This window comes from Pseudomonas paralactis (assembly GCF_001439735.1).
GTDB lineage: Bacteria > Pseudomonadota > Gammaproteobacteria > Pseudomonadales > Pseudomonadaceae > Aquipseudomonas > Aquipseudomonas paralactis.
The window spans coordinates 308,751-329,828 of record NZ_JYLN01000001.1; the positions used below are offsets into that span (position 1 = coordinate 308,751).

At 58.0% G+C, this 21,078-nt stretch carries 27 protein-coding genes; 11 read left to right on the top strand and 16 right to left on the bottom strand.

Annotated features, from left to right (window positions below):
- Positions 1 to 6: 6 nt before the first annotated feature.
- The 5 genes from pheS to thrS all read right to left on the bottom strand — a co-directional run bounded on the left by pheS (position 7) and on the right by thrS (position 4,247).
- Entirely contained in the window at positions 7 to 1,023 is a 1,017-nt protein-coding gene (gene pheS / locus TX23_RS01425) for a phenylalanine--tRNA ligase subunit alpha (protein ID WP_003192486.1), read from the bottom strand.
- Between the two features lie 109 nt (positions 1,024 to 1,132).
- Positions 1,133 to 1,489, bottom strand: coding sequence for a 50S ribosomal protein L20 (gene rplT, locus TX23_RS01430; protein WP_003192488.1), 357 nt, complete (start codon positions 1,487 to 1,489; stop codon positions 1,133 to 1,135).
- Between the two features lie 29 nt (positions 1,490 to 1,518).
- Positions 1,519 to 1,713, bottom strand: a complete 195-nt coding sequence (gene rpmI, locus TX23_RS01435; RefSeq protein WP_002553160.1) for a 50S ribosomal protein L35 — start codon at positions 1,711 to 1,713, stop codon at positions 1,519 to 1,521.
- 60 nt (positions 1,714 to 1,773) lie between these two features.
- Positions 1,774 to 2,325 (bottom strand): translation initiation factor IF-3, encoded by a 552-nt coding sequence (infC, locus tag TX23_RS01440; RefSeq protein ID WP_169851780.1) that lies wholly within the window; start codon positions 2,323 to 2,325, stop codon positions 1,774 to 1,776.
- Complete coding sequence (thrS, locus tag TX23_RS01445; protein ID WP_057700716.1) at positions 2,325 to 4,247, bottom strand: threonine--tRNA ligase; 1,923 nt, start codon at positions 4,245 to 4,247, stop codon at positions 2,325 to 2,327. Before thrS ends, infC begins: the two co-directional genes overlap by 1 nt.
- Before the next feature lie 367 nt (positions 4,248 to 4,614).
- Here thrS and TX23_RS01450 point away from each other — a divergent pair, with 367 nt between their 5' ends.
- Positions 4,615 to 4,929, top strand: a complete 315-nt coding sequence (locus TX23_RS01450) for a hypothetical protein (RefSeq protein ID WP_019820908.1) — start codon at positions 4,615 to 4,617, stop codon at positions 4,927 to 4,929.
- A gap of 289 nt (positions 4,930 to 5,218) precedes the next feature.
- Positions 5,219 to 5,431, top strand: a complete 213-nt coding sequence (locus TX23_RS01455; RefSeq protein ID WP_003234260.1) for a cold-shock protein — start codon at positions 5,219 to 5,221, stop codon at positions 5,429 to 5,431.
- Positions 5,432 to 5,503: 72 nt separating this feature from the next.
- Here the strand turns inward: TX23_RS01455 and TX23_RS01460 are convergent, their stop codons facing one another.
- Positions 5,504 to 5,824 carry an I78 family peptidase inhibitor gene (locus TX23_RS01460; RefSeq protein ID WP_032880290.1) on the bottom strand — a complete coding sequence of 107 codons (321 nt, stop codon included), beginning with the start codon at positions 5,822 to 5,824 and terminating at the stop codon, positions 5,504 to 5,506.
- A gap of 144 nt (positions 5,825 to 5,968) precedes the next feature.
- Entirely contained in the window at positions 5,969 to 6,274 is a 306-nt protein-coding gene (locus tag TX23_RS01465; RefSeq protein WP_057700717.1) for a hypothetical protein, read from the bottom strand.
- 153 nt (positions 6,275 to 6,427) lie between these two features.
- Between TX23_RS01465 and TX23_RS01470 the strand changes: the two genes are divergently transcribed.
- The gene (locus tag TX23_RS01470) at positions 6,428 to 6,628 is read left to right on the top strand and encodes a hypothetical protein (protein ID WP_057700718.1); all 201 of its coding nucleotides are present in this window, start codon (positions 6,428 to 6,430) and stop codon (positions 6,626 to 6,628) included.
- Positions 6,629 to 6,662: 34 nt separating this feature from the next.
- Here the strand turns inward: TX23_RS01470 and TX23_RS01475 are convergent, their stop codons facing one another.
- The 7 genes from TX23_RS01475 to TX23_RS01505 are packed head-to-tail and all read right to left on the bottom strand — an operon-like array spanning position 6,663 to position 13,628.
- Positions 6,663 to 7,691 carry a nucleoside hydrolase gene (locus TX23_RS01475; RefSeq protein ID WP_057700719.1) on the bottom strand — a complete coding sequence of 343 codons (1,029 nt, stop codon included), beginning with the start codon at positions 7,689 to 7,691 and terminating at the stop codon, positions 6,663 to 6,665.
- A gap of 27 nt (positions 7,692 to 7,718) precedes the next feature.
- Positions 7,719 to 8,123 (bottom strand): D-ribose pyranase, encoded by a 405-nt coding sequence (rbsD, locus tag TX23_RS01480; protein WP_057700720.1) that lies wholly within the window; start codon positions 8,121 to 8,123, stop codon positions 7,719 to 7,721.
- Positions 8,120 to 9,037 (bottom strand): ribokinase, encoded by a 918-nt coding sequence (rbsK, locus tag TX23_RS01485; protein WP_057700721.1) that lies wholly within the window; start codon positions 9,035 to 9,037, stop codon positions 8,120 to 8,122. The genes rbsD and rbsK overlap by 4 nt, the downstream gene beginning before the upstream one ends.
- Positions 9,038 to 9,060: 23 nt before the next feature.
- The gene (locus TX23_RS01490; protein ID WP_057700722.1) at positions 9,061 to 10,083 is read right to left on the bottom strand and encodes a LacI family DNA-binding transcriptional regulator; all 1,023 of its coding nucleotides are present in this window, start codon (positions 10,081 to 10,083) and stop codon (positions 9,061 to 9,063) included.
- A gap of 3 nt (positions 10,084 to 10,086) precedes the next feature.
- Positions 10,087 to 11,064 carry an ABC transporter permease gene (locus tag TX23_RS01495; protein ID WP_003192502.1) on the bottom strand — a complete coding sequence of 326 codons (978 nt, stop codon included), beginning with the start codon at positions 11,062 to 11,064 and terminating at the stop codon, positions 10,087 to 10,089.
- On the bottom strand, positions 11,061 to 12,614 hold the full coding sequence (locus tag TX23_RS01500; RefSeq protein WP_003192503.1) for a sugar ABC transporter ATP-binding protein: 1,554 nt from the start codon (positions 12,612 to 12,614) through the stop codon (positions 11,061 to 11,063). Before TX23_RS01500 ends, TX23_RS01495 begins: the two co-directional genes overlap by 4 nt.
- Before the next feature lie 57 nt (positions 12,615 to 12,671).
- A complete protein-coding gene (locus TX23_RS01505; RefSeq protein WP_057700723.1) occupies positions 12,672 to 13,628 on the bottom strand; it encodes a sugar ABC transporter substrate-binding protein in 957 nt (318 codons plus the stop codon).
- Between the two features lie 565 nt (positions 13,629 to 14,193).
- Between TX23_RS01505 and TX23_RS01510 the strand changes: the two genes are divergently transcribed.
- The 3 genes from TX23_RS01510 to TX23_RS01520 all read left to right on the top strand — a co-directional run bounded on the left by TX23_RS01510 (position 14,194) and on the right by TX23_RS01520 (position 16,469).
- Positions 14,194 to 15,282: an asparaginase gene (locus TX23_RS01510; protein WP_057700724.1), complete on the top strand. Its 1,089-nt coding sequence runs from the start codon at positions 14,194 to 14,196 to the stop codon at positions 15,280 to 15,282.
- Between the two features lie 243 nt (positions 15,283 to 15,525).
- Positions 15,526 to 15,777, top strand: a complete 252-nt coding sequence (locus TX23_RS01515) for a DUF1654 domain-containing protein (protein ID WP_087149471.1) — start codon at positions 15,526 to 15,528, stop codon at positions 15,775 to 15,777.
- Positions 15,778 to 15,779: 2 nt separating this feature from the next.
- A complete protein-coding gene (locus tag TX23_RS01520; protein ID WP_005789706.1) occupies positions 15,780 to 16,469 on the top strand; it encodes an endonuclease in 690 nt (229 codons plus the stop codon).
- 31 nt (positions 16,470 to 16,500) lie between these two features.
- Here TX23_RS01520 and TX23_RS01525 read toward each other — a convergent pair whose 3' ends face one another.
- Entirely contained in the window at positions 16,501 to 16,866 is a 366-nt protein-coding gene (locus TX23_RS01525) for a hypothetical protein (protein WP_057700726.1), read from the bottom strand.
- A gap of 261 nt (positions 16,867 to 17,127) precedes the next feature.
- On the opposite strand from TX23_RS01525, the gene csrA reads away from it, so the two are divergent.
- Together csrA and TX23_RS01535 are read left to right on the top strand one after the other, a co-directional pair.
- On the top strand, positions 17,128 to 17,322 hold the full coding sequence (gene csrA, locus TX23_RS01530; RefSeq protein ID WP_003192511.1) for a carbon storage regulator CsrA: 195 nt from the start codon (positions 17,128 to 17,130) through the stop codon (positions 17,320 to 17,322).
- Positions 17,323 to 17,532: 210 nt separating this feature from the next.
- Positions 17,533 to 17,793, top strand: a complete 261-nt coding sequence (locus tag TX23_RS01535) for a hypothetical protein (protein ID WP_057700727.1) — start codon at positions 17,533 to 17,535, stop codon at positions 17,791 to 17,793.
- Positions 17,794 to 17,807: 14 nt separating this feature from the next.
- On the opposite strand, the gene TX23_RS01540 is transcribed toward TX23_RS01535, so the two are convergent.
- A complete protein-coding gene (locus tag TX23_RS01540) occupies positions 17,808 to 18,485 on the bottom strand; it encodes an HAD family hydrolase (RefSeq protein WP_057700728.1) in 678 nt (225 codons plus the stop codon).
- Positions 18,486 to 18,703: 218 nt separating this feature from the next.
- Between TX23_RS01540 and TX23_RS01545 the strand changes: the two genes are divergently transcribed.
- Genes TX23_RS01545 through TX23_RS01555 form a run of 3 tightly spaced genes read left to right on the top strand, consistent with a single transcriptional unit; the run spans position 18,704 to position 21,072 of the window.
- Positions 18,704 to 18,961 carry a DUF2790 domain-containing protein gene (locus TX23_RS01545; RefSeq protein ID WP_057700729.1) on the top strand — a complete coding sequence of 86 codons (258 nt, stop codon included), beginning with the start codon at positions 18,704 to 18,706 and terminating at the stop codon, positions 18,959 to 18,961.
- A gap of 42 nt (positions 18,962 to 19,003) precedes the next feature.
- Positions 19,004 to 19,675 (top strand): heavy metal response regulator transcription factor, encoded by a 672-nt coding sequence (locus TX23_RS01550; RefSeq protein WP_032880272.1) that lies wholly within the window; start codon positions 19,004 to 19,006, stop codon positions 19,673 to 19,675.
- The gene (locus TX23_RS01555; RefSeq protein WP_057700730.1) at positions 19,672 to 21,072 is read left to right on the top strand and encodes a heavy metal sensor histidine kinase; all 1,401 of its coding nucleotides are present in this window, start codon (positions 19,672 to 19,674) and stop codon (positions 21,070 to 21,072) included. Before TX23_RS01550 ends, TX23_RS01555 begins: the two co-directional genes overlap by 4 nt.
- The last annotated feature ends 6 nt before the right edge of the window (positions 21,073 to 21,078 follow it).

Below are 21,078 nucleotides of genomic sequence, written 5' to 3' on the forward strand. Positions count from 1 at the left end.
TTACGACTAGCGAAATTGCGCGAGGAACCGCAAGTCGTTGTCGAAGAACAGACGCAAGTCGTTCACGCCGTAACGCAGCATGGCCAGACGCTCAACGCCCATGCCGAAGGCAAAGCCCGAGAACTCTTCCGGGTCGATGCCGGACATGCGCAGCACGTTAGGGTGGACCATGCCGCAACCCATGACTTCCAGCCAACCGGTCTGCTTGCAGACGCGGCAGCCTTTACCGCTGCACATCACGCATTCCATGTCGACTTCAGCCGATGGCTCGGTGAACGGGAAGAACGAAGGACGGAAACGCACGGCCAATTCTTTCTCGAAGAACACCCGCAGGAACTCTTCGATGGTGCCCTTGAGGTCGGCGAAATTGATATCGCGATCCACCAGCAGGCCTTCGACCTGGTGGAACATCGGCGAGTGGGTGATATCCGAGTCGCTGCGGTACACACGGCCTGGGCAGACGATGCGGATCGGCGGCTTGTTCGCTTCCATGGTGCGGACCTGTACCGGCGAGGTATGGGTGCGCAGCAGCATGTTCGCGTTGAAATAGAAGGTGTCGTGCATCGACCGGGCCGGGTGATGGCCTGGGATGTTGAGCGCCTCAAAGTTGTGATAGTCGTCTTCGACCTCAGGGCCTTCGGCAATGCCGTAGCCGATGTGAGTGAAGAACTGTTCGATACGTTCCAGAGTCCGGGTGATCGGATGCAGACCGCCCGAGGCCTGGCCACGGCCAGGCAAGGTCACGTCAATGGACTCGGCGGCGAGCTTGGCCGCTAGATCGGCCTCCTCGAGCGACGCCTTGCGCGCATTGAGCACCTCTGTGACACGCTCCTTGGCAACGTTGATCAGCGCACCGACTTGCGGACGCTCTTCAGCCGGTAAATTCCCCAGGGTCTTCATCACCTGAGTCAATTCACCTTTTTTGCCAAGGTAGTGAACCCGGATTTGCTCCAGGGCATTTACATCTTCAGCGCTTTGCACGGCCTCAAGGGCTTGGGCAACGAGCGCGTCCAGGTTTTCCATGTACAGACTCCAGATACAAAATAGGGGAAGAGCTTGAAGGCTCTTCCCCTATTTATGACGTTTACCACCTTGGGCTACAGGAGTAACCCAGGGTGACTGTCGGGGGTACTTAAGCCAAGGAGGCTTTAGCTTTCTCGACAATCGCAGCAAACACCGCTTTTTCGTTCACGGCCAGTTCAGCCAGAACCTTACGGTCGATTTCGATGGACGCTTTCTTCAGGCCAGCGATGAAACGGCTGTAGGACAGACCGTTAACACGTGCACCAGCGTTGATACGAGCGATCCACAGAGCGCGGAACTGACGTTTTTTCTGACGACGGTCACGGTAGGCGTATTGGCCTGCCTTGATTACCGCTTGCTTGGCAACACGGAATACGCGTGAACGCGCGCCGTAGTAACCTTTAGCAAGTTTCAGAATTTTTTTGTGACGCTTACGGGCCATGACGCCACGCTTAACACGAGCCATGAGTTACTTCCTCTATTCTTGATCCAAAATTAACGAAGGCGCAGCATGCGCTCGACTTTTGCCACGTCAGACGGATGCAGCAAGCTGCTACCGCGCAGTTGACGCTTACGCTTGGTCGACATTTTGGTCAGGATGTGGCTCTTGAAAGCGTGCTTGTGCTTGATACCGTTAGCGGTTTTCAGAAACCGCTTAGCAGCACCACTTTTAGTCTTCATCTTTGGCATGTTCGGATACTCCGCATTCAGTTGATAAACATAATCAGAAGGCCTGCCGTGCCCTGTTGATTACTTCTTCTTTTTCGGGGCGATGACCATGATCAGTTGGCGTCCTTCCATCTTAGGATGCTGTTCGACCGAACCGTACTCGAGCAGGTCAGCTTCAACCCGCTTGAGGAGTTCCATCCCCAGCTCCTGGTGGGCCATCTCACGGCCGCGGAATCGCAAGGATACCTTGGCCCTGTCCCCATCACTCAGGAAACGTACCAGGTTGCGCAGTTTTACCTGGTAATCCCCTTCCTCCGTCCCTGGACGAAACTTGATTTCTTTAACCTGGATCTGCTTCTGGTTTTTCTTGGCTGCGGCAATCTGCTTCTTCTTCTCGAAGATCGATTTGCCGTAGTCCATCAGCTTGCAGACAGGTGGTACAGCATCGGCGGAAATTTCCACCAAATCGAGCTTGGCTTCTTCAGCCTTAAGAAGCGCGTCTTCAATTGACACAATCCCAAGCTGCTCACCCTCAGCCCCAATTAACCGAACCTCGCGTGCCGAGATATTCTCGTTGATCGGGGCTTTCGGTGCAGCTCGTTTATCTTGTCTCATTTCACGCTTAATAATAATTACTCCGAATCTGGGCGACCACGCCGGGAAACCGCTTGCGCGAGGAACTCCGCGAACTGGGCGACGGGCATCGAGCCCAGGTCAGCACCTTCACGAGTACGCACAGCGACAGTCTGCATCTCGACTTCCCGATCTCCGATAACCAAAAGATAGGGAACCTTGAGCAAAGTATGCTCGCGGATTTTAAAGCCGATCTTTTCATTTCTCAAGTCGGACCTGGCACGAAATCCGCTTTCGTTGAGAGTTTTTTCAACTTCGGCGGCAAAATCTGCCTGTTTATCAGTGATATTCATGATCACTGCCTGGGTCGGAGCCAGCCACGCAGGGAACGCGCCCTCGTAGTGCTCGATCAGGATACCGACGAACCGCTCGAACGAACCGAGGATCGCCCGGTGCAACATAACCGGGTGTTTACGGCTGTTGTCTTCGGAGACGTATTCGGCTCCCAGACGGATCGGCAGGTTAAAATCGAGCTGCAGGGTACCACACTGCCAGACGCGGCCAAGGCAATCTTTGAGCGAGAACTCGATCTTCGGACCGTAGAACGCGCCCTCCCCCGGCTGCAGATCGTACGCAAGGCCCGCACTGTCCAGCGCTGCGGCCAGTGCCGCTTCGGCGCGATCCCACAGTTCGTCGGAACCGACGCGTTTTTCCGGACGAGTGGACAGCTTCATTTCGACTTCGGTGAAGCCGAAATCGCGATAAACATCCATGGTCAGCTTGATGAACGCAGCGGATTCAGCCTGCATCTGCTCTTCAGTGCAGAAGATATGGGCGTCGTCCTGGGTAAAACCGCGCACACGCATGATGCCGTGCAGTGCACCGGATGGCTCGTTGCGGTGGCAGGCGCCGAATTCGGCCAGGCGCATCGGCAACTCGCGGTAGCTCTTCAGGCCCTGGTTGAACACCTGCACGTGGCATGGGCAGTTCATCGGCTTGATAGCGTAGTCGCGGTTTTCCGACTGGGTGGTGAACATGTTGTCGGCGTAGTTGGCCCAGTGCCCGGATTTCTCCCACAGGCTGCGATCAACGACCTGAGGGGTCTTGATCTCCAGGTAACCGTTGTCGCGCTGAACCTTGCGCATGTACTGCTCAAGCACCTGGTACAACGTCCAGCCGTTGGGGTGCCAGAACACCATGCCCGGCGCTTCTTCCTGGAGATGGAACAGGTTCAGGCGCTTGCCGATCTTGCGGTGGTCGCGTTTTTCGGCTTCTTCGATGCGCTGGATGTAGGCGGCCAGCTGTTTCTTGTCAGCCCAGGCCGTGCCGTAGATCCGCTGCAGCTGTTCGTTCTTGGCATCACCGCGCCAGTAGGCACCGGACAGCTTGGTCAGCTTGAACGACTTGAGGAAGCGCGTGTTCGGCACGTGCGGGCCACGGCACATATCGACGTATTCTTCGTGGTAATACAGGCCCATGGCCTGCTCGTCCGGCATGTCTTCCACCAGACGCAGCTTGTAATCTTCACCGCGCGCGGTAAACACGTCGATCACTTCGGCACGCGGGGTGACTTTCTTGATGACGTCGTAATCTTTTTCAATCAGCGCGTGCATGCGCTGCTCGATGGCCGCCAGGTCGTCCGGAGTAAAAGGACGCTCATAGGCGATGTCGTAATAGAAGCCTTCTTCGATTACCGGGCCGATCACCATCTTGGCGGTTGGGTACAGTTGCTTGACCGCGTGGCCAATCAGGTGCGCACAAGAGTGGCGAATGATCTCCAGCCCCTCTTGATCCTTGGGCGTGATGATTTGCAGGCTGGCATCGCGAGTGATCAGATCACTGGCGTCGACCAGTTTGCCGTCGACCTTGCCGGCCACAGTGGCCTTGGCCAGGCCTGCACCAATGGATGCGGCGACCTCGGCTACGGAAACCGAATGATCGAATGAACGTTGACTGCCGTCGGGTAGAGTAATAGTTGGCATGGCGCCTCCTCTCCTAGTGGTGACCCCTACCAAAGGTCACGTGGGTTGGGATGAGCCAGTACAAGATCCAACACCAGGCCGTTCAGTGATGAACGCCTGCCTTACAGCGGCAGGAGCCTTTCGGCCAACCGATAATCGAACCAGAGTGACTGGATTGAGCTAAAAAGAAACCTGGCAAGGCGGTAGTTGACGCGCCTGAAATTAGCCAAGCCCAGGATGCTAGCACAGATGAACGGTCATCGCGCCGACGAAGCTCTGTGTATAGCGCAATTCAAGGCTTTATAGCTGCGAAAGTGAACTTGAGCTGTACGTCAGGCCTCCAACCCACTGAGAATCGCCGTTCGTCCTCGACCCAAAGGAGCATCCCATGATGCGTTTTACCTCTACCCTCGCTGTCGCCGCTACCCTGAGCCTCCTTTCCCTCGGCGCGCAGGCTGCAGCCCCTTCCAACTGGCCAGCCGGTGCCCGTGACGCTTTCGTCAATGACTGCAGTGCGGCCGCCAGCCAGAACGTGGACGTCAAGACTGCCAAGGCCCATTGCGAATGTGGTGCCGACAAGATCAATGCCGAATTGAGCACTGCCGAGATCAAGGAACTGATGACCAATCAGAACGCCAGCCCCGAGCTTAAGAACAAAGCGGTAGCGGCTATTTCGTCCTGCAAAGTGGTGAAGAAAAAGTAAGTTTGACCACTGATCCGACGGCCATATCGCTGGAAAAACGGCCTGAAAACTGCCATTTCACACAAATTATGCAGGTTTTTCGGCTTTTTTTAACAGCTGATATTTCGGCGCAAAGCCCCGTAGATCGGGGCTTTGCGCCGAACCAGGGACCAGATGCAACGCGATTGATTAGCAAACAATGCCTTGGGGGGGCTCCCAAGTCGAACATTTCGACTATGATAGCCCAGTGTGCCCAGTTGGCCTGAGCAGCACAGCACTACTGAAAATATATGTTTCTTGGAGATACACCATGTCTAATCGCCAAACCGGCACCGTTAAATGGTTCAACGATGAAAAAGGCTTCGGCTTCATCACTCCTCAAGGTGGCGGTGACGACCTGTTCGTACACTTCAAAGCTATCGAAAGCGACGGTTTCAAAAGCCTGAAAGAAGGCCAAACCGTTTCCTTCGTGGCTGAGAAAGGCCAAAAGGGTATGCAAGCTGCACAGGTTCGCGGCGAGTAATTCTCCGCTGAGCTAAAAAAACCCCGTCCATGTGACGGGGTTTTTTATGGGCGATGCAAAAGCACAACGCTGTCAGCCGCAATTGACCCGCGTGATCACCAGGTTGTTGTCAGTGTTGAGGTTCAGGCGGTCAGAACGATATTCCAGGGTAATCATATCGTTGGGCTTGAGAATGCGTGCATTCTGCGCGCCAGCACGGGTACGAGCCTGTTCCAGCAGCTGAGGCGAGGCTTTCTGGCCGATTGCGAACTCGGCGGCCTTCGACTCACAGCGGCTATGACCGGCATCGGTTACGGTGGCGTCTTTGCCTGGCTCAGAGGCACCCGGGGTGCTGCAACCCGCCAATGCGAGTGCTGCCAACAAAGTACCGAATGAAGCGAGCTTCCAAGGCATGAAGCCTCCTATGATTAAAAATGGACAGAGATCGTGCGACAGCGATATGAACGATTGGTTTCAAGACGTTAATCGCCTGCGCGCAAGTCTGCCTGACTCGCGCGGGGCAATCGCCCGGTCAATCGTGACTAGATATGAACGCACTCAGTAGATATCGATGTAGTCAGATGATGGGCGTGGCCAGTTCTGTTTCAACGCGTTGAAAATCTGCATGACCCAGACCTCATCGCTGGCCGCCACAATCCCGACATAGCCAGACCCCTTGGCCCAGGTCTCCAGCCGAAACAGCAGGCCATCGATTTCAACGCCCCCGACTACGCCGGAAGAAATATAGGCAATACCGGCCCTGGATACCCGCAATTGGGTGTGTTCATCGTCACTGGCGCCAGCGAGCAGTTGGCGCACGGCATCCAGCGTCAGGTTCTCAGGCTTGTTCAGATCAATCTGCACGCGGTGTTTCCCGGCTGTTAAACAAGCCAACAGTGTCGCACACCCCCTCCCCCATGCCTAAGTAGCAGTGCCAAATGCCGCGCAAAATGGTTAACTGCGCCGCTGGAACCGCATTCCAGTGCATTGCCCAGTACTTTCAGCCGTGAGATTTCCATGACCACCGTAACGCTTCAAGCCGATATCAAAGCAAAGTGGCCCCAGGGGCAAAGCTCCTACAGCCCCGGCAGTCCCGAAGAACTGGCGATCATTGGTATCGACCTGCTGGTCAAGGAACTGGGGACCCAGGCGGCACAAGCGTTCATCGGCCAGATATTCGAGAAATACCCGGCCGACTACATGGGCGCACAAGAATAAGAACCGGCCGACGAACGCCGACCGGTAAACCGTATTACTTCAAACGCGCCAGGCGCTCGGTCAGCAGATCGAAGAAGCCCTGAGCGTCGCCGTTCTCGACCCAGAACACATTCTTCTCCTGCTTGAGGCCGTCGTACCAGTCGACGATGGTCTGGCCGAAGGTTGGGCCCTCGCGGCTGTCGACAACCATATTGGCCTGACGCCCGCTGAACAGCGATGGCTTGAGCAGGTAGGCAACCACGGTCGCGTCGTGAACCGGGCCGCCTGGAATGCCGTAATGCTCCATGTCGCCTTTGACGTACTCATTCAGAATACTGCTGACGACCTTGCTCGCGTTGTTGTTCAGGTCCGCAATCTTTTTCAGGCGGGCGTCGCTGGTGAGGACTTTATGAGTCACGTCCAACGGCAGGTAGGTCAACTTCACACCACTTTTGAGCACGATCTCAGCCGCCACCGGATCGGCGAACAGGTTGAACTCGGCCACTGGCGTGATATTGCCGCCATTGAAGTGCGCACCGCCCATGACCACCACTTCCTTGATGCCCTGAGTGATTTCGGGTGCCTGGGTCAGTGCCAGCGCCAGGTTTGTCTGCGGGCCGAGCATGGCGATGGTGATGCTGTGCGGTTTGGCGGTGCTCAGGGTCTTGATCAGGTAGTCAACGGCATTGCCTTCGGCCAGGCCTTTTTTCGGCTCGTGCACGGTGACGCCGGAGATGCCCTCTTTGCCATGGATATTCTCGGCGTAGATCGGCTTGCGCAGCAGAGGAGCGGGCGCACCTGCGTACACAGGAATATCCTCACGCCCTGCCCACTCGCGCGCCAGGCGCGCATTGCGGGAGGTTTTGTCCAGGCGCACGTTACCGGCGACGGTGGTCAGCGCACGAATACTCAACTCTTCTGGCGAGGCCATGGCGAACAACAGCGCCACCACGTCATCGGCCCCAGGGTCGGTATCGATGATCAGGTCGATTTTTTCCGCCGCCTGGGCGCTTGCAGCTGTGAGTGCGAACAAAAGCAGAACACTCCGGAACAGGTTTTTCAGGGTAGGTAGACCACGTTGCATAAAGCACTCCTTGTCATTGGGGGGACACTAGAACGTTACGCCGGATACCAGCGCGATATTGCAGTAAGGCTGACACTCGCCGGTGCGCACAACCGCGCGGGCTGTGCGGCTCAGTTGCTTGAACTGGTCGTGGCTGAGCAGGCGCCGCTCGCCCAACGCAGCCTGATCTGTGAGCGCATTGAGCACGCTCAGCGCCGGCGGTTGCTTGAGCAGGATTTCTTCGGCGAGCACGTGGCTTTCAACCTGCATCTCGCTGAGCACGATGCGCAACGTGCTGATGAAATCCGGAATGCCCTGGGTCAGCGCCAGGTCGATCAACTCGACGCCGGGAGGTACCGGCAGGCCGGCATCGCCGATGACCAGCACATCACCATGGCCGAGGGACGCGATCACGCGGGACAGGGCGATATTGAGCAAAGGTGTCTTTTTCATGAGGGCACAAAACCTTGGACGTCGTGCAGCGTAGGAATGGAAGGCTGAGCACCGGCGCGGGTCACCGACAACGCCGCCGCCACCTGGCCAAAACGGATCGCCTCGGCTTCGCTCTTGCCTGCGGCCAGTGCAGCGGCAAAGCCACCGACAAAGGTATCGCCAGCGGCGGTGGTGTCCACTGCCTTGACCTTCGGCGCCAACAGGTGCTCGAAGCTGCTGCCGTCGGCAAACAGAGCCCCCTGAGCGCCAAGCGTGATGATGACCTTACCCGCCCCCGCCTTGATCAACGCGGTTGCGGCAACCTTGGCGCTGTCGAGCGAATCGACTGTTATGCCGCTCAGTGCGGTGGCTTCACTTTCATTGGGGATCAGGTAATCGATCGAGGCATACCATTGAGCGGGCAAAGGCCCACTGGCGGGCGCCGGATTGAGGATGACCGTCTTGCCCAGTTCGCGGCCGCGCTTGAGCGCATGGCCAACGGTGTCCATCGGCACTTCCAGCTGGCAGATGATCACGTCTGCCGCCTGCAGCACAGCGTCACAGGTTTGCAGCGATGCAGGTGTCAGCTCGCCGTTGCTGCCGGCCACAATGACAATCGCATTCTGGCTGCTGTCATCCACCACGATCAAAGCCACACCGCTGGAGCCCTCTACGGTGCTCACCGCCTGGCAATCGATCCCCTCCACCAGCAGCGCATCACGCAACTGAGTGCCGTAAGCATCGGTGCCCACGCATCCGATCATCGCGACGCCGGCGCCCAGACGCGCCGACGCCACCGCCTGATTGGCACCCTTGCCACCGGGAACGGTGGAAAAGCTCTGGCCGATCAGCGTCTCACCGGCACGCGGCAAGCGACTGGCCCGGGTGACCAGGTCCATGTTCAAGCTGCCTATTACCACTACTTTTGCTGGCATACATCAGTACTCATCAATTCGGTTCAGCGGTATTGGGCGAACACACCGGCCAATGGCGCCGTCGACTCACGCAAAACGATACTTGGCGTCACGATGCGTTGATCGATCGACCGTTGGGGTGTTGCTATTCGTTGCAATAATAATTCGGCCGCCGTCTCGCCCAATTGCAGGATCGATTGCCCGACCGTGGTCAGCGCAGGATAAACGTAGCGCCCCATCTGAATGTCATCGAAACCGATCACCGACAACTCGCCCGGCACGCGAATACTACGTTCCGCAGCTGCGCGCAGCACCCCGAAACCAATCATATCGTTGCTGGCGAAAATCGCGCTGGGCGGGTTTTGCGCCAACAACTGCACCGCTGCGGCGTACCCTCCTGTGCTGGTGAAGTCGCTTTCCAGAATACGACTGGCCAACACCTCGACACCCGCCTCGCGCAATGCTCGCTGGTAACCCGCCAGGCGCATTTGTGCCACGCGGGTATGCCCCGGGCCGCCGATACAGGCGATGTCCCGATGGCCCAACTCCAGCAAGTGCCGGGTCGCGAGGTAAGCGCCCTGTTCGTGATCGATGCGCACCAGGTCGACATCGATGCCATCCAGAGCCCGGTCGACAATCACCATGGGCGTACGCACCGCACTCAAGCCAGCGGCCAGGCCACTGTCATCGCCGCCTACCGATGTCACGATCAAACCGTCGACGCGCTTTTCGAGCAACACGCGCAAATAACTGCGCTGTTTTTCCGCGTCGTCGTCGGAGTTGCAAAGGATCACACAGTAGCCATTACGCTCGCAGTAATCCTCGATGCCCCGTGCCAGTTCGGCAAAATACGGGTTGAGACTATTGGGCACCAGCAGGCCGATGGTGGCCGTGGTCTTGGCCTTGAGCGAGCGCGCCACGGCGCTGGGCACGTAGTCCAGTTGCTTGATCGCCGCCTCGACCTTGATGCGGACCGGCTCGCTGACCGGGCGCGTCTTGTTCACCACATGGGACACGGTGGTGTAGGAAATACCTGCAAGCGCCGCCACATCCTTGATCGTTGCCATGGTTCAGCCCCGCCGACTGGCGCGCTGGCTGCGGTAAGTATCAAGGACCACGGCGATCACGATCACGGCACCGGTAATGATGCGTTTGGTCGGTTCCGTAGCGCCGATCTGTGCAAGCCCCGCTGCCAATACCGAAATGATCAACACGCCGAAGAACGTGCTGATGACCGAACCGCGCCCGCCCATCAGGCTGGTGCCGCCGATCACCACCGCGGCGATTACTTGCAGCTCCAGGCCCGAACCGGCATTCGGGTCTGCCGCCTCCAGGCGCGAGATCTGGAACAGCGCAGCTACACCGGCCAACAGGCCCATCAGGCTGAACACCAGAATCTTGTACGGCTTGGGGTTGATACCCGCCAGGCGCACCGCTTCTTCGTTGGTGCCGATGCCGATCAGGTAACGCCCGAACACGGTACGGGTCAGCACCAACTGGGCCGCAATAATCACCAGCAGCGCAATGATGAACGACGGGGAAATACCAAAAGCAATCGGGTTGGACAGCCAGGCAAACGAGTCACCGATATAAGCGGTACGCGAGCCAGTCATTTGATAGGCCACGCCCCGGGCCATCTCCAGCACACCCAACGACACGATAAATGACGGAATGCGCCACGCCACGGTGATGGAGCCGGTGATGGTCCCTGCCAATGCGGCGCAGCCCATGCCCAGCAGCGCAGCCGGCAACACACTCCAGCCCCAACCCAAAATGGCCACGCTGACCGCCGATGCCGCCAGTGCCAGCACCGAACCTACCGACAGGTCGATGCCGCCGATGATCAGGATGAAGGTCATGCCCACCGCCAGCACCATCAGGTCCGGAATCTGGTTGGCCAGGGTGCTGAAGGTGTCATAGGACAGGAAGTGATCGCTGAGCACCGAGAACAGCGCAATCATCGCCAGCAACGCACCCGCCAGCCCCAGGTAGGTACCCAGGCCATAGAAGTTGCCGCCAGTTTTACCGGGGGAAATGCTTGTTTTCATGGGGTATTCCTAGGCGCTGCCTCATTGAGCAGCGCATCACGTTTCTGATAGCCGGCAAAGGCGGCGGCGAGCAATTCGTCCTGGGTCCAGCTGTCGCGCTCAAAGGTCTCGATCAGGCGCCCGGCAGACAACACACCAATGCGGTCACAGATCAGCATCAGCTCACGCAGGTCACTGGACACCACCACCAGCGCCTTGCCCTGGCGGGTCAGTTCACCGAGCAAGGCATAGATGTCGAACTTGGCACCGACGTCGATGCCGCGGGTGGGCTCATCGAACAGCATCACCGCGCAATCGCGCTCCAGCCAGCGGCCAATCACCACCTTTTGCTGGTTACCGCCCGACAGCTCGGACACCAGTTGCGTGGGGCTGGAACTGCGGATACGCATGGCGTCGATCTGGCGCTTGGCCAGAGCGGTTTCGTTGCGGCTGTTGACGACGCCACCGCCGGAAATTTCCGGCATGTTGCCCAGGGCGATGTTGGCGCTGATGGACTGGGTCAGCAGCAGGCCCTCGCCCTTGCGGTCTTCGGTGATCAGGGCAATACCATGACCGACCGCGTCCACCGGCGAGCGAATGCTCACCACCTTGGCCGGCGAACCCAAGGCCACGGTGCCGCTGTCGGCCGGGTCGGCGCCGAAGATCAGGCGCAGCAATTCGGTGCGGCCGGCGCCGATCAGGCCGGAAATGCCATAGATTTCACCGGCGCGCACTTCAAAGGACACATCGCGAACCTTGTCCGAACGGGTCAGGCCCGTCACCGTCAAGGCCGGGCCACCGATGGTGCGCGGGCCCAGGTCGATGTGTTCGCCCAGTTCGCGACCGACCATCAAGGTCACCAACTGCTCACTGTTGTAATTGGCCATCGGTTCGACGCAGACCAGTTTGCCGTCGCGCAATACCGCAATGCGCTGGGCGACACGGGCCAGTTCTTCGAGCCGGTGCGAAATATAAATGATCGCCACGCCTCGGGCCTGCAGGCGCGTGATTTGCTCAAACAGCATCTCGACTTCACGGGCGGTGAGCATCGCCGTGGGTTCGTCGAGGATCAGTACATGGCAGTCGCCGATCAGGTTACGGGCGATCTCGACCATCTGCTGGTGGCCAATGCCCAGGCTGCCCACCAGCGTGTCCGGGTCAATCGCGTCCAGGCCGACTTGGGCCATGGCTTCGATCGCGGCCTTGCGCAGTTGTTTGCGGCTGATCCAGCCACAGCGGCTCGGCAGGTTATCCAGGAACAGGTTTTCAGCCACGGTCAGCGTCGGCAGCAGGTTGAGTTCCTGCATGACCATGCGCACGCCCAAAGCTTCGGCCTGGGTGCGGCTGGCGGGACAGTAATCCTGACCATTGAACTGCATGTGCCCGGTAGTCGGTGTGACCAGGCCGCCGATGATCTTCGACAAGGTACTTTTGCCTGCGCCGTTCTCACCGGTCAGCGCGAGCACTTCCCCGCGATTGAGCGTCAGGGTGATGTCGGACAGAACCGGCTGGGCATAGGTCTTGCCGATACCGCTGACCGAGAGGACAGCGTTCGGGGCGGAAGATGACATAGGAAAATCTCCAGGCGCTCGCTCAGGACGAGCGAGCGCTGTTGGGTACTGCCGGGATTACTGCTTGATGACGAGTTCGACCGGTGTTTCGATCACGCCATCTTTGGCATCGACCTTCTCACCCTTGACCAGCTTCAGCGCGTTCTGGATACCGAATACCGCTTGTTGCGCGGCCGCCTGGTCAGCAGTGGCCAATACGCGGCCGTCCTTCAACATTGGCTTGATCGCATCAATGTTGTCGTAGCCCACCACCAGTACCTTGCCGGCCTTGCCTGCCGCACGCACGGCGGAGACAGCGCCCAGCGCCATGTTGTCGTTACCGGCCAACAGCGCCTTGATATCCGGCGTTTCGCTCAGCATCGCCGCGGCAATCTTGTTGCCCTGGTCGATTTCCCAGTTACCGGATTGGGTGGAAACAATCTTCATGCCTGCGGCGTCCATCGCATCCTTGAAACCTGCGGTGCGCTGCTGGGCATTGGTGGTGGTGGGTACACCTTCGATGATGCCAACCTTGTCACCGGCGGCCAGTTGCTTGGCCAGGTAGTCGCCCACCAGCTTGGAGCCTTTGCGGTTGTCCGGACCTACAAACGGGATATCGAGGTTTTTGCTTTTGAGTACATCCGGGTCCAGACGGTTGTCGATGTTGACCACCTTGATACCGGCATCGGAAGCCTTCTTCAGCACACTGGCGAGTGCCTTGGAGTCGGCGGGCGCAATGACAAGCGCGTCAACCTTGGCGTTGATCATTTCGTTGACAATGGCGATCTGCGCGCTGGTGTCGGTTTCATTCTTGATCCCGTTGGAGATCAACTTGAATTCTGTGGGATGCGCTTTTTGGTAATCCTTGGCACCGTCGGTCATGGTGACGAAGAACTCATTGGCCAGGGACTTCATGACCAAACCCACGGTAGGTGTTTTGGCAGCGTCATCAGCAAATGCAGAAGAGAGAGGCAAAGCGGCGGATGCGGCAAGCACAGCGACAGCAAGAAGGCGTCCAGCGAATGGCAGCTTCATGGGTTCACTCCGATCTTATGATTATTGTGAGCAACGCTTGCACCGAAGGCCTCTTCGGCAGCCCTCCCACCCGGGCGGCTCATACGAGCTGTCACGAGACTCAAGGAGTGCACGTGAAACATCTCGCAAACGTTTGCGTTGAGCAAACTATGAGAACCTTGTCGGGATTTGTCAACGGTAGAAAGCAGCCTTTCATGGACGCCGTCCAAGCACCCCAATCTGCTATCGACCGCTGATACGTTTAAGCAAACAGGCCTGCTCTGGCGCTCACCGAAACGACAGGCCGCATTGCGAACGTCACACGGAGGAGCCCGGACAATTCGTGATGGCTTTCGGACAACCGAACGCCACACCCCGTCCCGTTCGGAAAGCCGGACAGCGTGCAGCCCAAACAGATTGAGACCCTCATTTAAATTGTTTTAAATCAATAAGTTAATTTAAAAAAACCAACACACTCAGCCTGGTACAAATCCTGCTCTTTCTCAGCACCTCGCGGCGTTCAGAACCGCCCGGGTGTTCTAGATGAACCTGCTACAGCACTCATCAAAAACCAGAGAGAAAAATAATGAAATCTGCATTGAAGAACTTTGTCCCGGGCGCCATGGCCCTGCTGCTGCTGTTTCCCCTTGCCGCTCAGGCAAAAGAAGTCGAAAACAAAACCAAACTGTCCAACGTGGTGATCCTTGCCACCGGCGGCACCATTGCTGGCGCCGGCGCCAGTGCGGCCAACAGTGCTACGTACCAGGCAGCCAAAGTCGGCATCGAACAACTGATCGCCGGCGTTCCTGAGCTTAGCCAGATCGCCAATGTACGCGGCGAACAAGTGATGCAAATTGCTTCGGAAAGCATCAACAACGAAAACCTGCTGCAACTGGGTCGCCGCGTCGCCGAACTGGCAGACAGCAAGGACGTGGACGGCATCGTGATCACTCACGGCACCGACACCCTTGAAGAAACGGCCTACTTCCTGAACCTGGTAGAAAAAACCGACAAGCCTATCGTCGTGGTCGGCTCCATGCGTCCGGGTACCGCCATGTCGGCCGACGGCATGCTCAACCTGTACAACGCAGTCGCCGTAGCAGGCAGCAAGGATGCACGGGGCAAAGGCGTGCTGGTGACCATGAACGACGAGATCCAGTCGGGTCGCGACGTCAGCAAGATGATCAACATCAAGACCGAAGCATTCAAGAGCCCGTGGGGGCCGCTGGGCATGGTCGTTGAAGGCAAATCCTACTGGTTCCGCCTGCCTGCCAAGCGTCACACCATGGATTCTGAATTCGACATCAAGACCATCAAGAGCCTGCCTGACGTTGAAATTGCCTACGGCTATGGCAACGTGAGCGACACTGCCGTCAAGGCACTGGCCCAAGCTGGCGCCAAAGCCATCATCCATGCCGGCACTGGCAATGGTTCGGTATCGGCCAAGGTGGTCCCGGCCCTGCAGGAACTGCGCAAGCAAGGCGTGCAGATCATTCGTTCTTCCCACGTCAATGCCGGCGGTTTCGTTCTACGTAACGCGGAACAACCGGACGACAAATACGACTGGGTTGCCGCCCATGACCTGAACCCGCAGAAAGCTCGCATCCTGGCCATGGTCGCCCTGACCAAGACTCAGGACAGCAAAGAGCTGCAACGTATGTTCTGGGAATACTGATACCTGTTGATCTACCTGTAGGTGCGAGCTTACTCGCGAAGAACGCTAACGATAAAGCGCAAAGCCTGACTCACTGCGGCGCTATCAGGTTTTTCGCGAGCAAGCTCGCTCCTACAGTTCCTTTGTCCCGCCCTTAACAAACTTCCTGAATCGCTGTCAGACGAACTTCTTGAAATTTAAGCAGTTGCGAAATCGCCTACAGTTAAATACTGTATGTGCGTACAGCAAATTAAGGAATGCTCCGTGGCAAAGCCCTCTTCCGCAGCACCTGCAGCGCCTGACGCCTATCAGCGCCTGGCCATTCGCGTGCAAAAGATCATCAATTCGACCAACGCACAGAAAGCCAAAGCAGCCTTGATCTTCCGTTTACCCGATGAGCCGGAAGACGAGTGGCAACGTCTACTGGAAGAAATTGCAGAAAACGACAACGTCACCCTCGCCTATCGGGATGACGGTGGCGTGCAGATTTTTTGGGTTGTGCCGAAGGAAGATTGATTGTGAGTGCCCGTTTTATTGCTGTGTGCTGTCTGTTTTTAAGCGTAACCGCCAATGCCCAAGCCCCTCGCACCTTCAGCGAAGCCAAGAAAATCGCCTGGAAGCTTTACGCGCCGCAATCGACCGAATTCTATTGCGGCTGCAAATACACCGGTAACCGCGTGAATTTGAAAGCCTGCGGTTACATCCCGCGCAAGAACGCCAACCGCGCCGCGCGCATCGAGTGGGAACACATCGTGCCGGCCTGGCAAATCGGGCATCAGCGCCAATGCTGGCAGAACGGCGGGCGAAAAAACTGCACACGCCATGACGATGTGTTCAAGCGCGCCGAGGCCGACCTGCACAATCTGGTGCCGAGCATCGGTGAAGTGAACGGCGACCGTAACAATTTCAGCTTTGGCTGGCTGCCCGTGCAGAGCGGGCAGTACGGCTCATGCCTGACTCAAGTGGATTTCAAGGCAAAAAAGGTCATGCCGCGCCCGTCCATTCGAGGAATGATCGCACGTACGTATTTTTATATGAGCAAGCAATACGGCCTGCGCCTGTCCAAGCAGGACCGACAGCTGTATGAAGCCTGGAACAAGACCTACCCGGTGCAGACCTGGGAGCGTCAGCGCAACCAGACCGTGGCCTGTGTGATGGGGCGGGGCAACGAGTTTGTCGGCCCGGTGAATCTCAAAGCCTGCGGTTGAACGTGGGCGGGGTTGCCGCCCACTCGGCACGTCACTGCGCGGCGCTGTGTTCGATAATTTCAGACACAGTGTCGGTTTTCTTTGCGCGGGCCATCTTTTCGTTGAGCAAAGCCTGCCTGGCCTCGGCCTCTGCCCTGGTTGCGAACGGCCCCAACAGCACCTCATCCTTGCCGTCGACCTTCACGATATAAAAATTGAAACCATGCTCCAGCAACCAGGCGGTCAGGTCGGTGATCGCCTGCAGCTTGTGGTCTGGCGGGCCGACGCGCACGTCCCATTCCTGAGCGGCAATCGCACCGGTTTGTGGCAGGCTTTCGGTCACGGCAGGCTTGGCCTTGGGCGCATCGACCGACTTGCCTTCACCGCATCCGGCCAACGCCAACACCACAATTGCCATCGCTACTTTACGCACTGCCCTGCTCCTTTGAGGATAAAGAGGCGACTTTACCATTCACTGTCTATTCTGGCCGTCATAAACGTTGGCTTAAACAATGCGAATCATGTATCGCGACCTGTATGATGCCGCCATGGGAATTAATGTCGCCTCTATGCGTCCTAAAAGAGGCAGCCACAGGGAAGCGCTTCGCAGTAAGCTACACACATCCGACACCTGCCCTGTCTGAAACATGTGTCCTTAAAAGTAATCAAGGAGAAGTCCATGCTTATACTCACCCGCAAAGTTGGTGAAAGCATAAACATCGGTGATGACATTACGATCACCATTCTGGGCGTTAGCGGCCAGCAAGTACGAATCGGCATCAACGCCCCCAAGGACGTTGCCGTGCATCGCGAGGAGATTTACCAGCGCATCCAGGCTGGTCTGACTGCACCCGACAAAAACCAGACGCCTTGAAACGCCTCCAGTAGCCAGCCTTTTCGTTCACTGTAATGGCTGGCGAAAACCCAATCGGCCTGCTCGTGTCTTCCAGACTGACCAGTGTGCTTTGAGCATGCCCCTTCGCTGCAAGATGAAACTGTCTGGGCACCTGGAACTTGTTGAAGTATTCGCAGCCCAATTTTTGACACTTTCTCCTGCCATCCGAGTGCATTCAGGGATACGTCGATGAGGCCAGCCGCGACGCCACCTCTTGTTTCAAGATCCTGGATGATCGCCCTGCTGATCGGGGTGGCCTTCCTGGCGCTCGGGTATGGGCTGAGAGTCGAAGTGGAGGCGGCCGATTCCGACGCCCATTCCTGGCTGGACCTGGCGCTCCTTCTTTGCGCCTATCTACTGGTGTTCTGCCTCAAACCCATCCAGAAAGTTATCTTGCGCAAGCTGTGCCAGCGCGCAGCGCATCGCGAACGGCATAAAACCACACGCTGAAGGCCCACCGCGTATCACGGCGCCAGTTTGTGCAAAGACAACAATCCATCAGCGCCACGCTCGGCGTATAAATCGCCGTAGTCCTTGATGCAAGCGTGCGCAGTTACCATGGGTTCCAGGTGTGCCGAGGTGACAACTACAACATCCGCACCCGCTGCTTCACCCGCTCGAATGCCCACCGTGGCGTCCTCAAATACCAGGCAGTCCTCGATCGACACCCCCAGGCGTTTCGCGCCCAATAAATAGCACGCCGGATCGGGCTTACCGTTGGCCACATCTTCGGCCGTCACCCACACGGCCGGCACGGGAATGCCTGCCGCTTGCAGTCGACGTAACGCCAGCGCCTTGGGGGCAGACGTGACCAGCGCCCACTGATCAGCAGGCAAGCCTTTCAAAAACTCCACTGCGCCGGGAATCGCTACAACGCCATCGACATCGTTGAGTTCCGCGTCGGTAATCCACTGGGCTTCAACTTCTGGATCGACACCTGGCAACGCCTGGCGGGTGATCGTATCAATCGCACGCGCGCCATGAATGGTAGGCAGAAACGCGTCCACATCCAAACCATGGCGCTCAGCCCAGATACTCCATACACGTTCGGCCGCAGCGATGGAGTTGAGCAGGGTCCCGTCCATATCGAACAGGAAAGCGCGGTAACGCCGGTTAAACACGGATGGAGTGGGGATGGACACTGCGCGGCTTCCTCATAGGCTGGACCCCTGCAATCTACGGATCACCTCGACGCTTGTAAACGTAGAGCCCACCACGAACGGATTCTCATCGCCCCCGCACCAGGTTCGAACCAAGAATGACGAACTTGTCATGAACCTGTTGGTTGGCTGTTGGGATCGCCTGGTTACTGTGAACTCACTGCCATCCCGGCAGCCACCCAATCACGAGACAGACCACCATGAAACTGTTTGCCCTCGGCTTTGCCGCCTTGCTCGCCACCGGTTCGGCCTTCGCTGCCGACGCAGCCTCCAGTCACGTCATCCATGACAAAACCGGCTTCTTCGTGCACCTGGATGTGGCCAAGGTGCTGTCGAGCACCGACATCTGCGGCCAATGCGGGATCGTCCCGGCGCAATTGCGCTACCTGGACCATCAGGGCCGCGAACACCTACTCGATTACCAGGTCCAGGGCATCGGTTGCGCCAGTGACAATTGATCGGGCTACACTTGCGCCACTTATTGAAGCAGGACACTTTCCATGAACATCCTCGTAGTCGAAGACGAACCCAAGGCCGGCAATTACCTGCTCAATGGCTTGCAGGAGCTGGGCCATTCGGTGAGCCTGGCACGCGACGGCGTAGAGGGTTTGCACCTGGCCCTGGAAACGCCATTCGACGTGATCGTATTGGACGTCATGATGCCGAAAATGGATGGTTGGGAAGTGCTGCGCCGCCTGCGCAAAGAGGCCGACACACCGGTGTTGTTCCTCACCGCCCGCGATGACATCGCCGACCGCATCAAGGGCCTTGAACTGGGGGCTGACGACTACCTGATCAAACCTTTTTCCTTCGCCGAACTGGTCGCACGCCTGCGCACCCTCAACCGCCGTGGCCCGAGCCGCGAAGAAGAACAACTGCACATCGCCGACCTGCACATTGACGTACTCAAGCGCCGTGTGACCCGCGCCGGTACGCGCATTACCCTGACCAACAAGGAATTCGCCTTGCTGCACCTGTTTGCCACCCACCAGGATCAGGTGCTGTCCCGCTCGCTGATCGCTTCACGGGTGTGGGACATGAACTTCGACAGCGACACCAATGTGGTGGATGTCGCCGTACGCCGCCTGCGCCTGAAAATCGACGACCCGTTCCAGCTCAAGCTGATCCATAGCGTGCGCGGCATTGGCTACCGCTTCGATACCCAACCATGAAGCGAGATCGCCATTATTCCCTGACCCTGCGCCTGGCATTGATCTTTGCCCTGCTCGCCTTCGCCCTGCTGGCAACGTTGGGCGTAACCCTGTACCACGAGCTGGAGCGTGAGCTGATCAAGCGTGACGACGCCGCACTGATCTCGCGCGCCAACCAACTGCGCAACGTGCTCAATGATGGCAATACCCTGGAGCTGATCAAAACCAAGCCGCAGCTGTTCCAGAACATGTTGGGCAACAGTGAGTCGGTACTGAGCATCGCAGCACCTGGGCAGACGCCTTTATTGCTGGTCAACCCGAGCAATATTCAAATTCCGGCCGTACCTGCCGTGGCAAAAGATCATGCCCTTGGGCTCGCCGATGTCCACCATTTGCCCGGCGTGAATGGCGTGCCCTTCGCCACGGTGGCGGCGTCCATCGACACCGGTGACCTGGGCAGCCTGCAAGTCACCGTCGGGCGCCTGATGGCCGAACGCACAGCCATGCTCGCCAGTTATCGCTTAAGTGTTTTTATCCTGGCCAGCATTGCGGCGGTCATTCTCGCGTTGGTCGGTTATGTGCTGGTACACCGTGGGCTGGTGCCCTTGCGGCGTTTGGCCGGCCACGCACAAGGCATCGGCGTGAACAACCTGGCCGAGCGTCTGGACAGTCAAGGGGCGCCCAAAGAGTTGCTGCCGATGATTGATGCGTTCAACACCATGCTTGAACGGCTGGCCAAAGGCTTTATTCAATTGGGCCAGGTGTCCACCGATATGGCCCATGAACTGCGGACCCCCATCAATAATTTGCTCGGTGAAACCCAGGTCGCGCTGCAACAGAGCCGCACTATTGAAGACTATCAGCAGCTGCTGGCCTCCAATGTTGAGGAGCTCGAACGCTTGGCGCGGATGCTCGACAACATGCTGTTCCTGGCCCGCACCGATCCTGCCAGCGCCCTGCGTCAGCGCCAGGAACTGGACGCCGCAGATGAAGTGGAGCGCATCGCCGATTATTTCGAGGGCTTGGCCGGTGACGTGGGCATGCACATTGTTGGCACGGGCGAAGGTGTCATCTGGGCGGAACCGATGCTGCTGCGCCGGGCCCTGGCGAACCTCTGCGCCAATGCCATCAAGTATGGCGCGCCGAACACCGAGCTGAGTATCCAGGCCATCCCGGCGCCCGAAGGCACTTGCATCAAGGTCATCAACCAGGGGGCAACCATTGCCGCAGAGCATTTGCCCCGGCTGTTCGAACGCTTTTACCGGGTGGATGAATCCCGTGAATGTTCATCCCAGTCCAATGGGCTGGGATTGTCGATCGTGGCGACCATCATGCAGCTGCATAACGGTCGGTATGGCGTCAGCAGTGCAGACGGCGTGACGTGCTTTGAGTTGTTTTTCCCCGCGCAGGAGGCGTGAGGGTTT

Excerpts from the sequence above, each read along its gene's own strand:
- pheS (WP_003192486.1), bottom strand. The coding sequence starts at position 1,023 with ATGGAAAACCTGGACGCGCTCGTTGCCCAAGCCCTTGAGGCCGTGCAA.
- rplT (WP_003192488.1), bottom strand. The coding sequence starts at position 1,489 with ATGGCTCGTGTTAAGCGTGGCGTCATGGCCCGTAAGCGTCACAAAAAA.
- rpmI (WP_002553160.1), bottom strand. The coding sequence starts at position 1,713 with ATGCCAAAGATGAAGACTAAAAGTGGTGCTGCTAAGCGGTTTCTGAAA.
- thrS (WP_057700716.1), bottom strand. The coding sequence starts at position 4,247 with ATGCCAACTATTACTCTACCCGACGGCAGTCAACGTTCATTCGATCAT.
- TX23_RS01450 (WP_019820908.1), top strand. The coding sequence starts at position 4,615 with ATGATGCGTTTTACCTCTACCCTCGCTGTCGCCGCTACCCTGAGCCTC.
- TX23_RS01455 (WP_003234260.1), top strand. The coding sequence starts at position 5,219 with ATGTCTAATCGCCAAACCGGCACCGTTAAATGGTTCAACGATGAAAAA.
- TX23_RS01460 (WP_032880290.1), bottom strand. The coding sequence starts at position 5,824 with ATGCCTTGGAAGCTCGCTTCATTCGGTACTTTGTTGGCAGCACTCGCA.
- TX23_RS01470 (WP_057700718.1), top strand. The coding sequence starts at position 6,428 with ATGACCACCGTAACGCTTCAAGCCGATATCAAAGCAAAGTGGCCCCAG.
- TX23_RS01475 (WP_057700719.1), bottom strand. The coding sequence starts at position 7,691 with ATGCAACGTGGTCTACCTACCCTGAAAAACCTGTTCCGGAGTGTTCTG.
- rbsD (WP_057700720.1), bottom strand. The coding sequence starts at position 8,123 with ATGAAAAAGACACCTTTGCTCAATATCGCCCTGTCCCGCGTGATCGCG.
- rbsK (WP_057700721.1), bottom strand. The coding sequence starts at position 9,037 with ATGCCAGCAAAAGTAGTGGTAATAGGCAGCTTGAACATGGACCTGGTC.
- TX23_RS01490 (WP_057700722.1), bottom strand. The coding sequence starts at position 10,083 with ATGGCAACGATCAAGGATGTGGCGGCGCTTGCAGGTATTTCCTACACC.
- TX23_RS01495 (WP_003192502.1), bottom strand. The coding sequence starts at position 11,064 with ATGAAAACAAGCATTTCCCCCGGTAAAACTGGCGGCAACTTCTATGGC.
- TX23_RS01500 (WP_003192503.1), bottom strand. The coding sequence starts at position 12,614 with ATGTCATCTTCCGCCCCGAACGCTGTCCTCTCGGTCAGCGGTATCGGC.
- TX23_RS01505 (WP_057700723.1), bottom strand. The coding sequence starts at position 13,628 with ATGAAGCTGCCATTCGCTGGACGCCTTCTTGCTGTCGCTGTGCTTGCC.
- TX23_RS01510 (WP_057700724.1), top strand. The coding sequence starts at position 14,194 with ATGAAATCTGCATTGAAGAACTTTGTCCCGGGCGCCATGGCCCTGCTG.
- TX23_RS01525 (WP_057700726.1), bottom strand. The coding sequence starts at position 16,866 with ATGGCAATTGTGGTGTTGGCGTTGGCCGGATGCGGTGAAGGCAAGTCG.
- csrA (WP_003192511.1), top strand. The coding sequence starts at position 17,128 with ATGCTTATACTCACCCGCAAAGTTGGTGAAAGCATAAACATCGGTGAT.
- TX23_RS01535 (WP_057700727.1), top strand. The coding sequence starts at position 17,533 with ATGAGGCCAGCCGCGACGCCACCTCTTGTTTCAAGATCCTGGATGATC.
- TX23_RS01545 (WP_057700729.1), top strand. The coding sequence starts at position 18,704 with ATGAAACTGTTTGCCCTCGGCTTTGCCGCCTTGCTCGCCACCGGTTCG.
- TX23_RS01550 (WP_032880272.1), top strand. The coding sequence starts at position 19,004 with ATGAACATCCTCGTAGTCGAAGACGAACCCAAGGCCGGCAATTACCTG.
- TX23_RS01555 (WP_057700730.1), top strand. The coding sequence starts at position 19,672 with ATGAAGCGAGATCGCCATTATTCCCTGACCCTGCGCCTGGCATTGATC.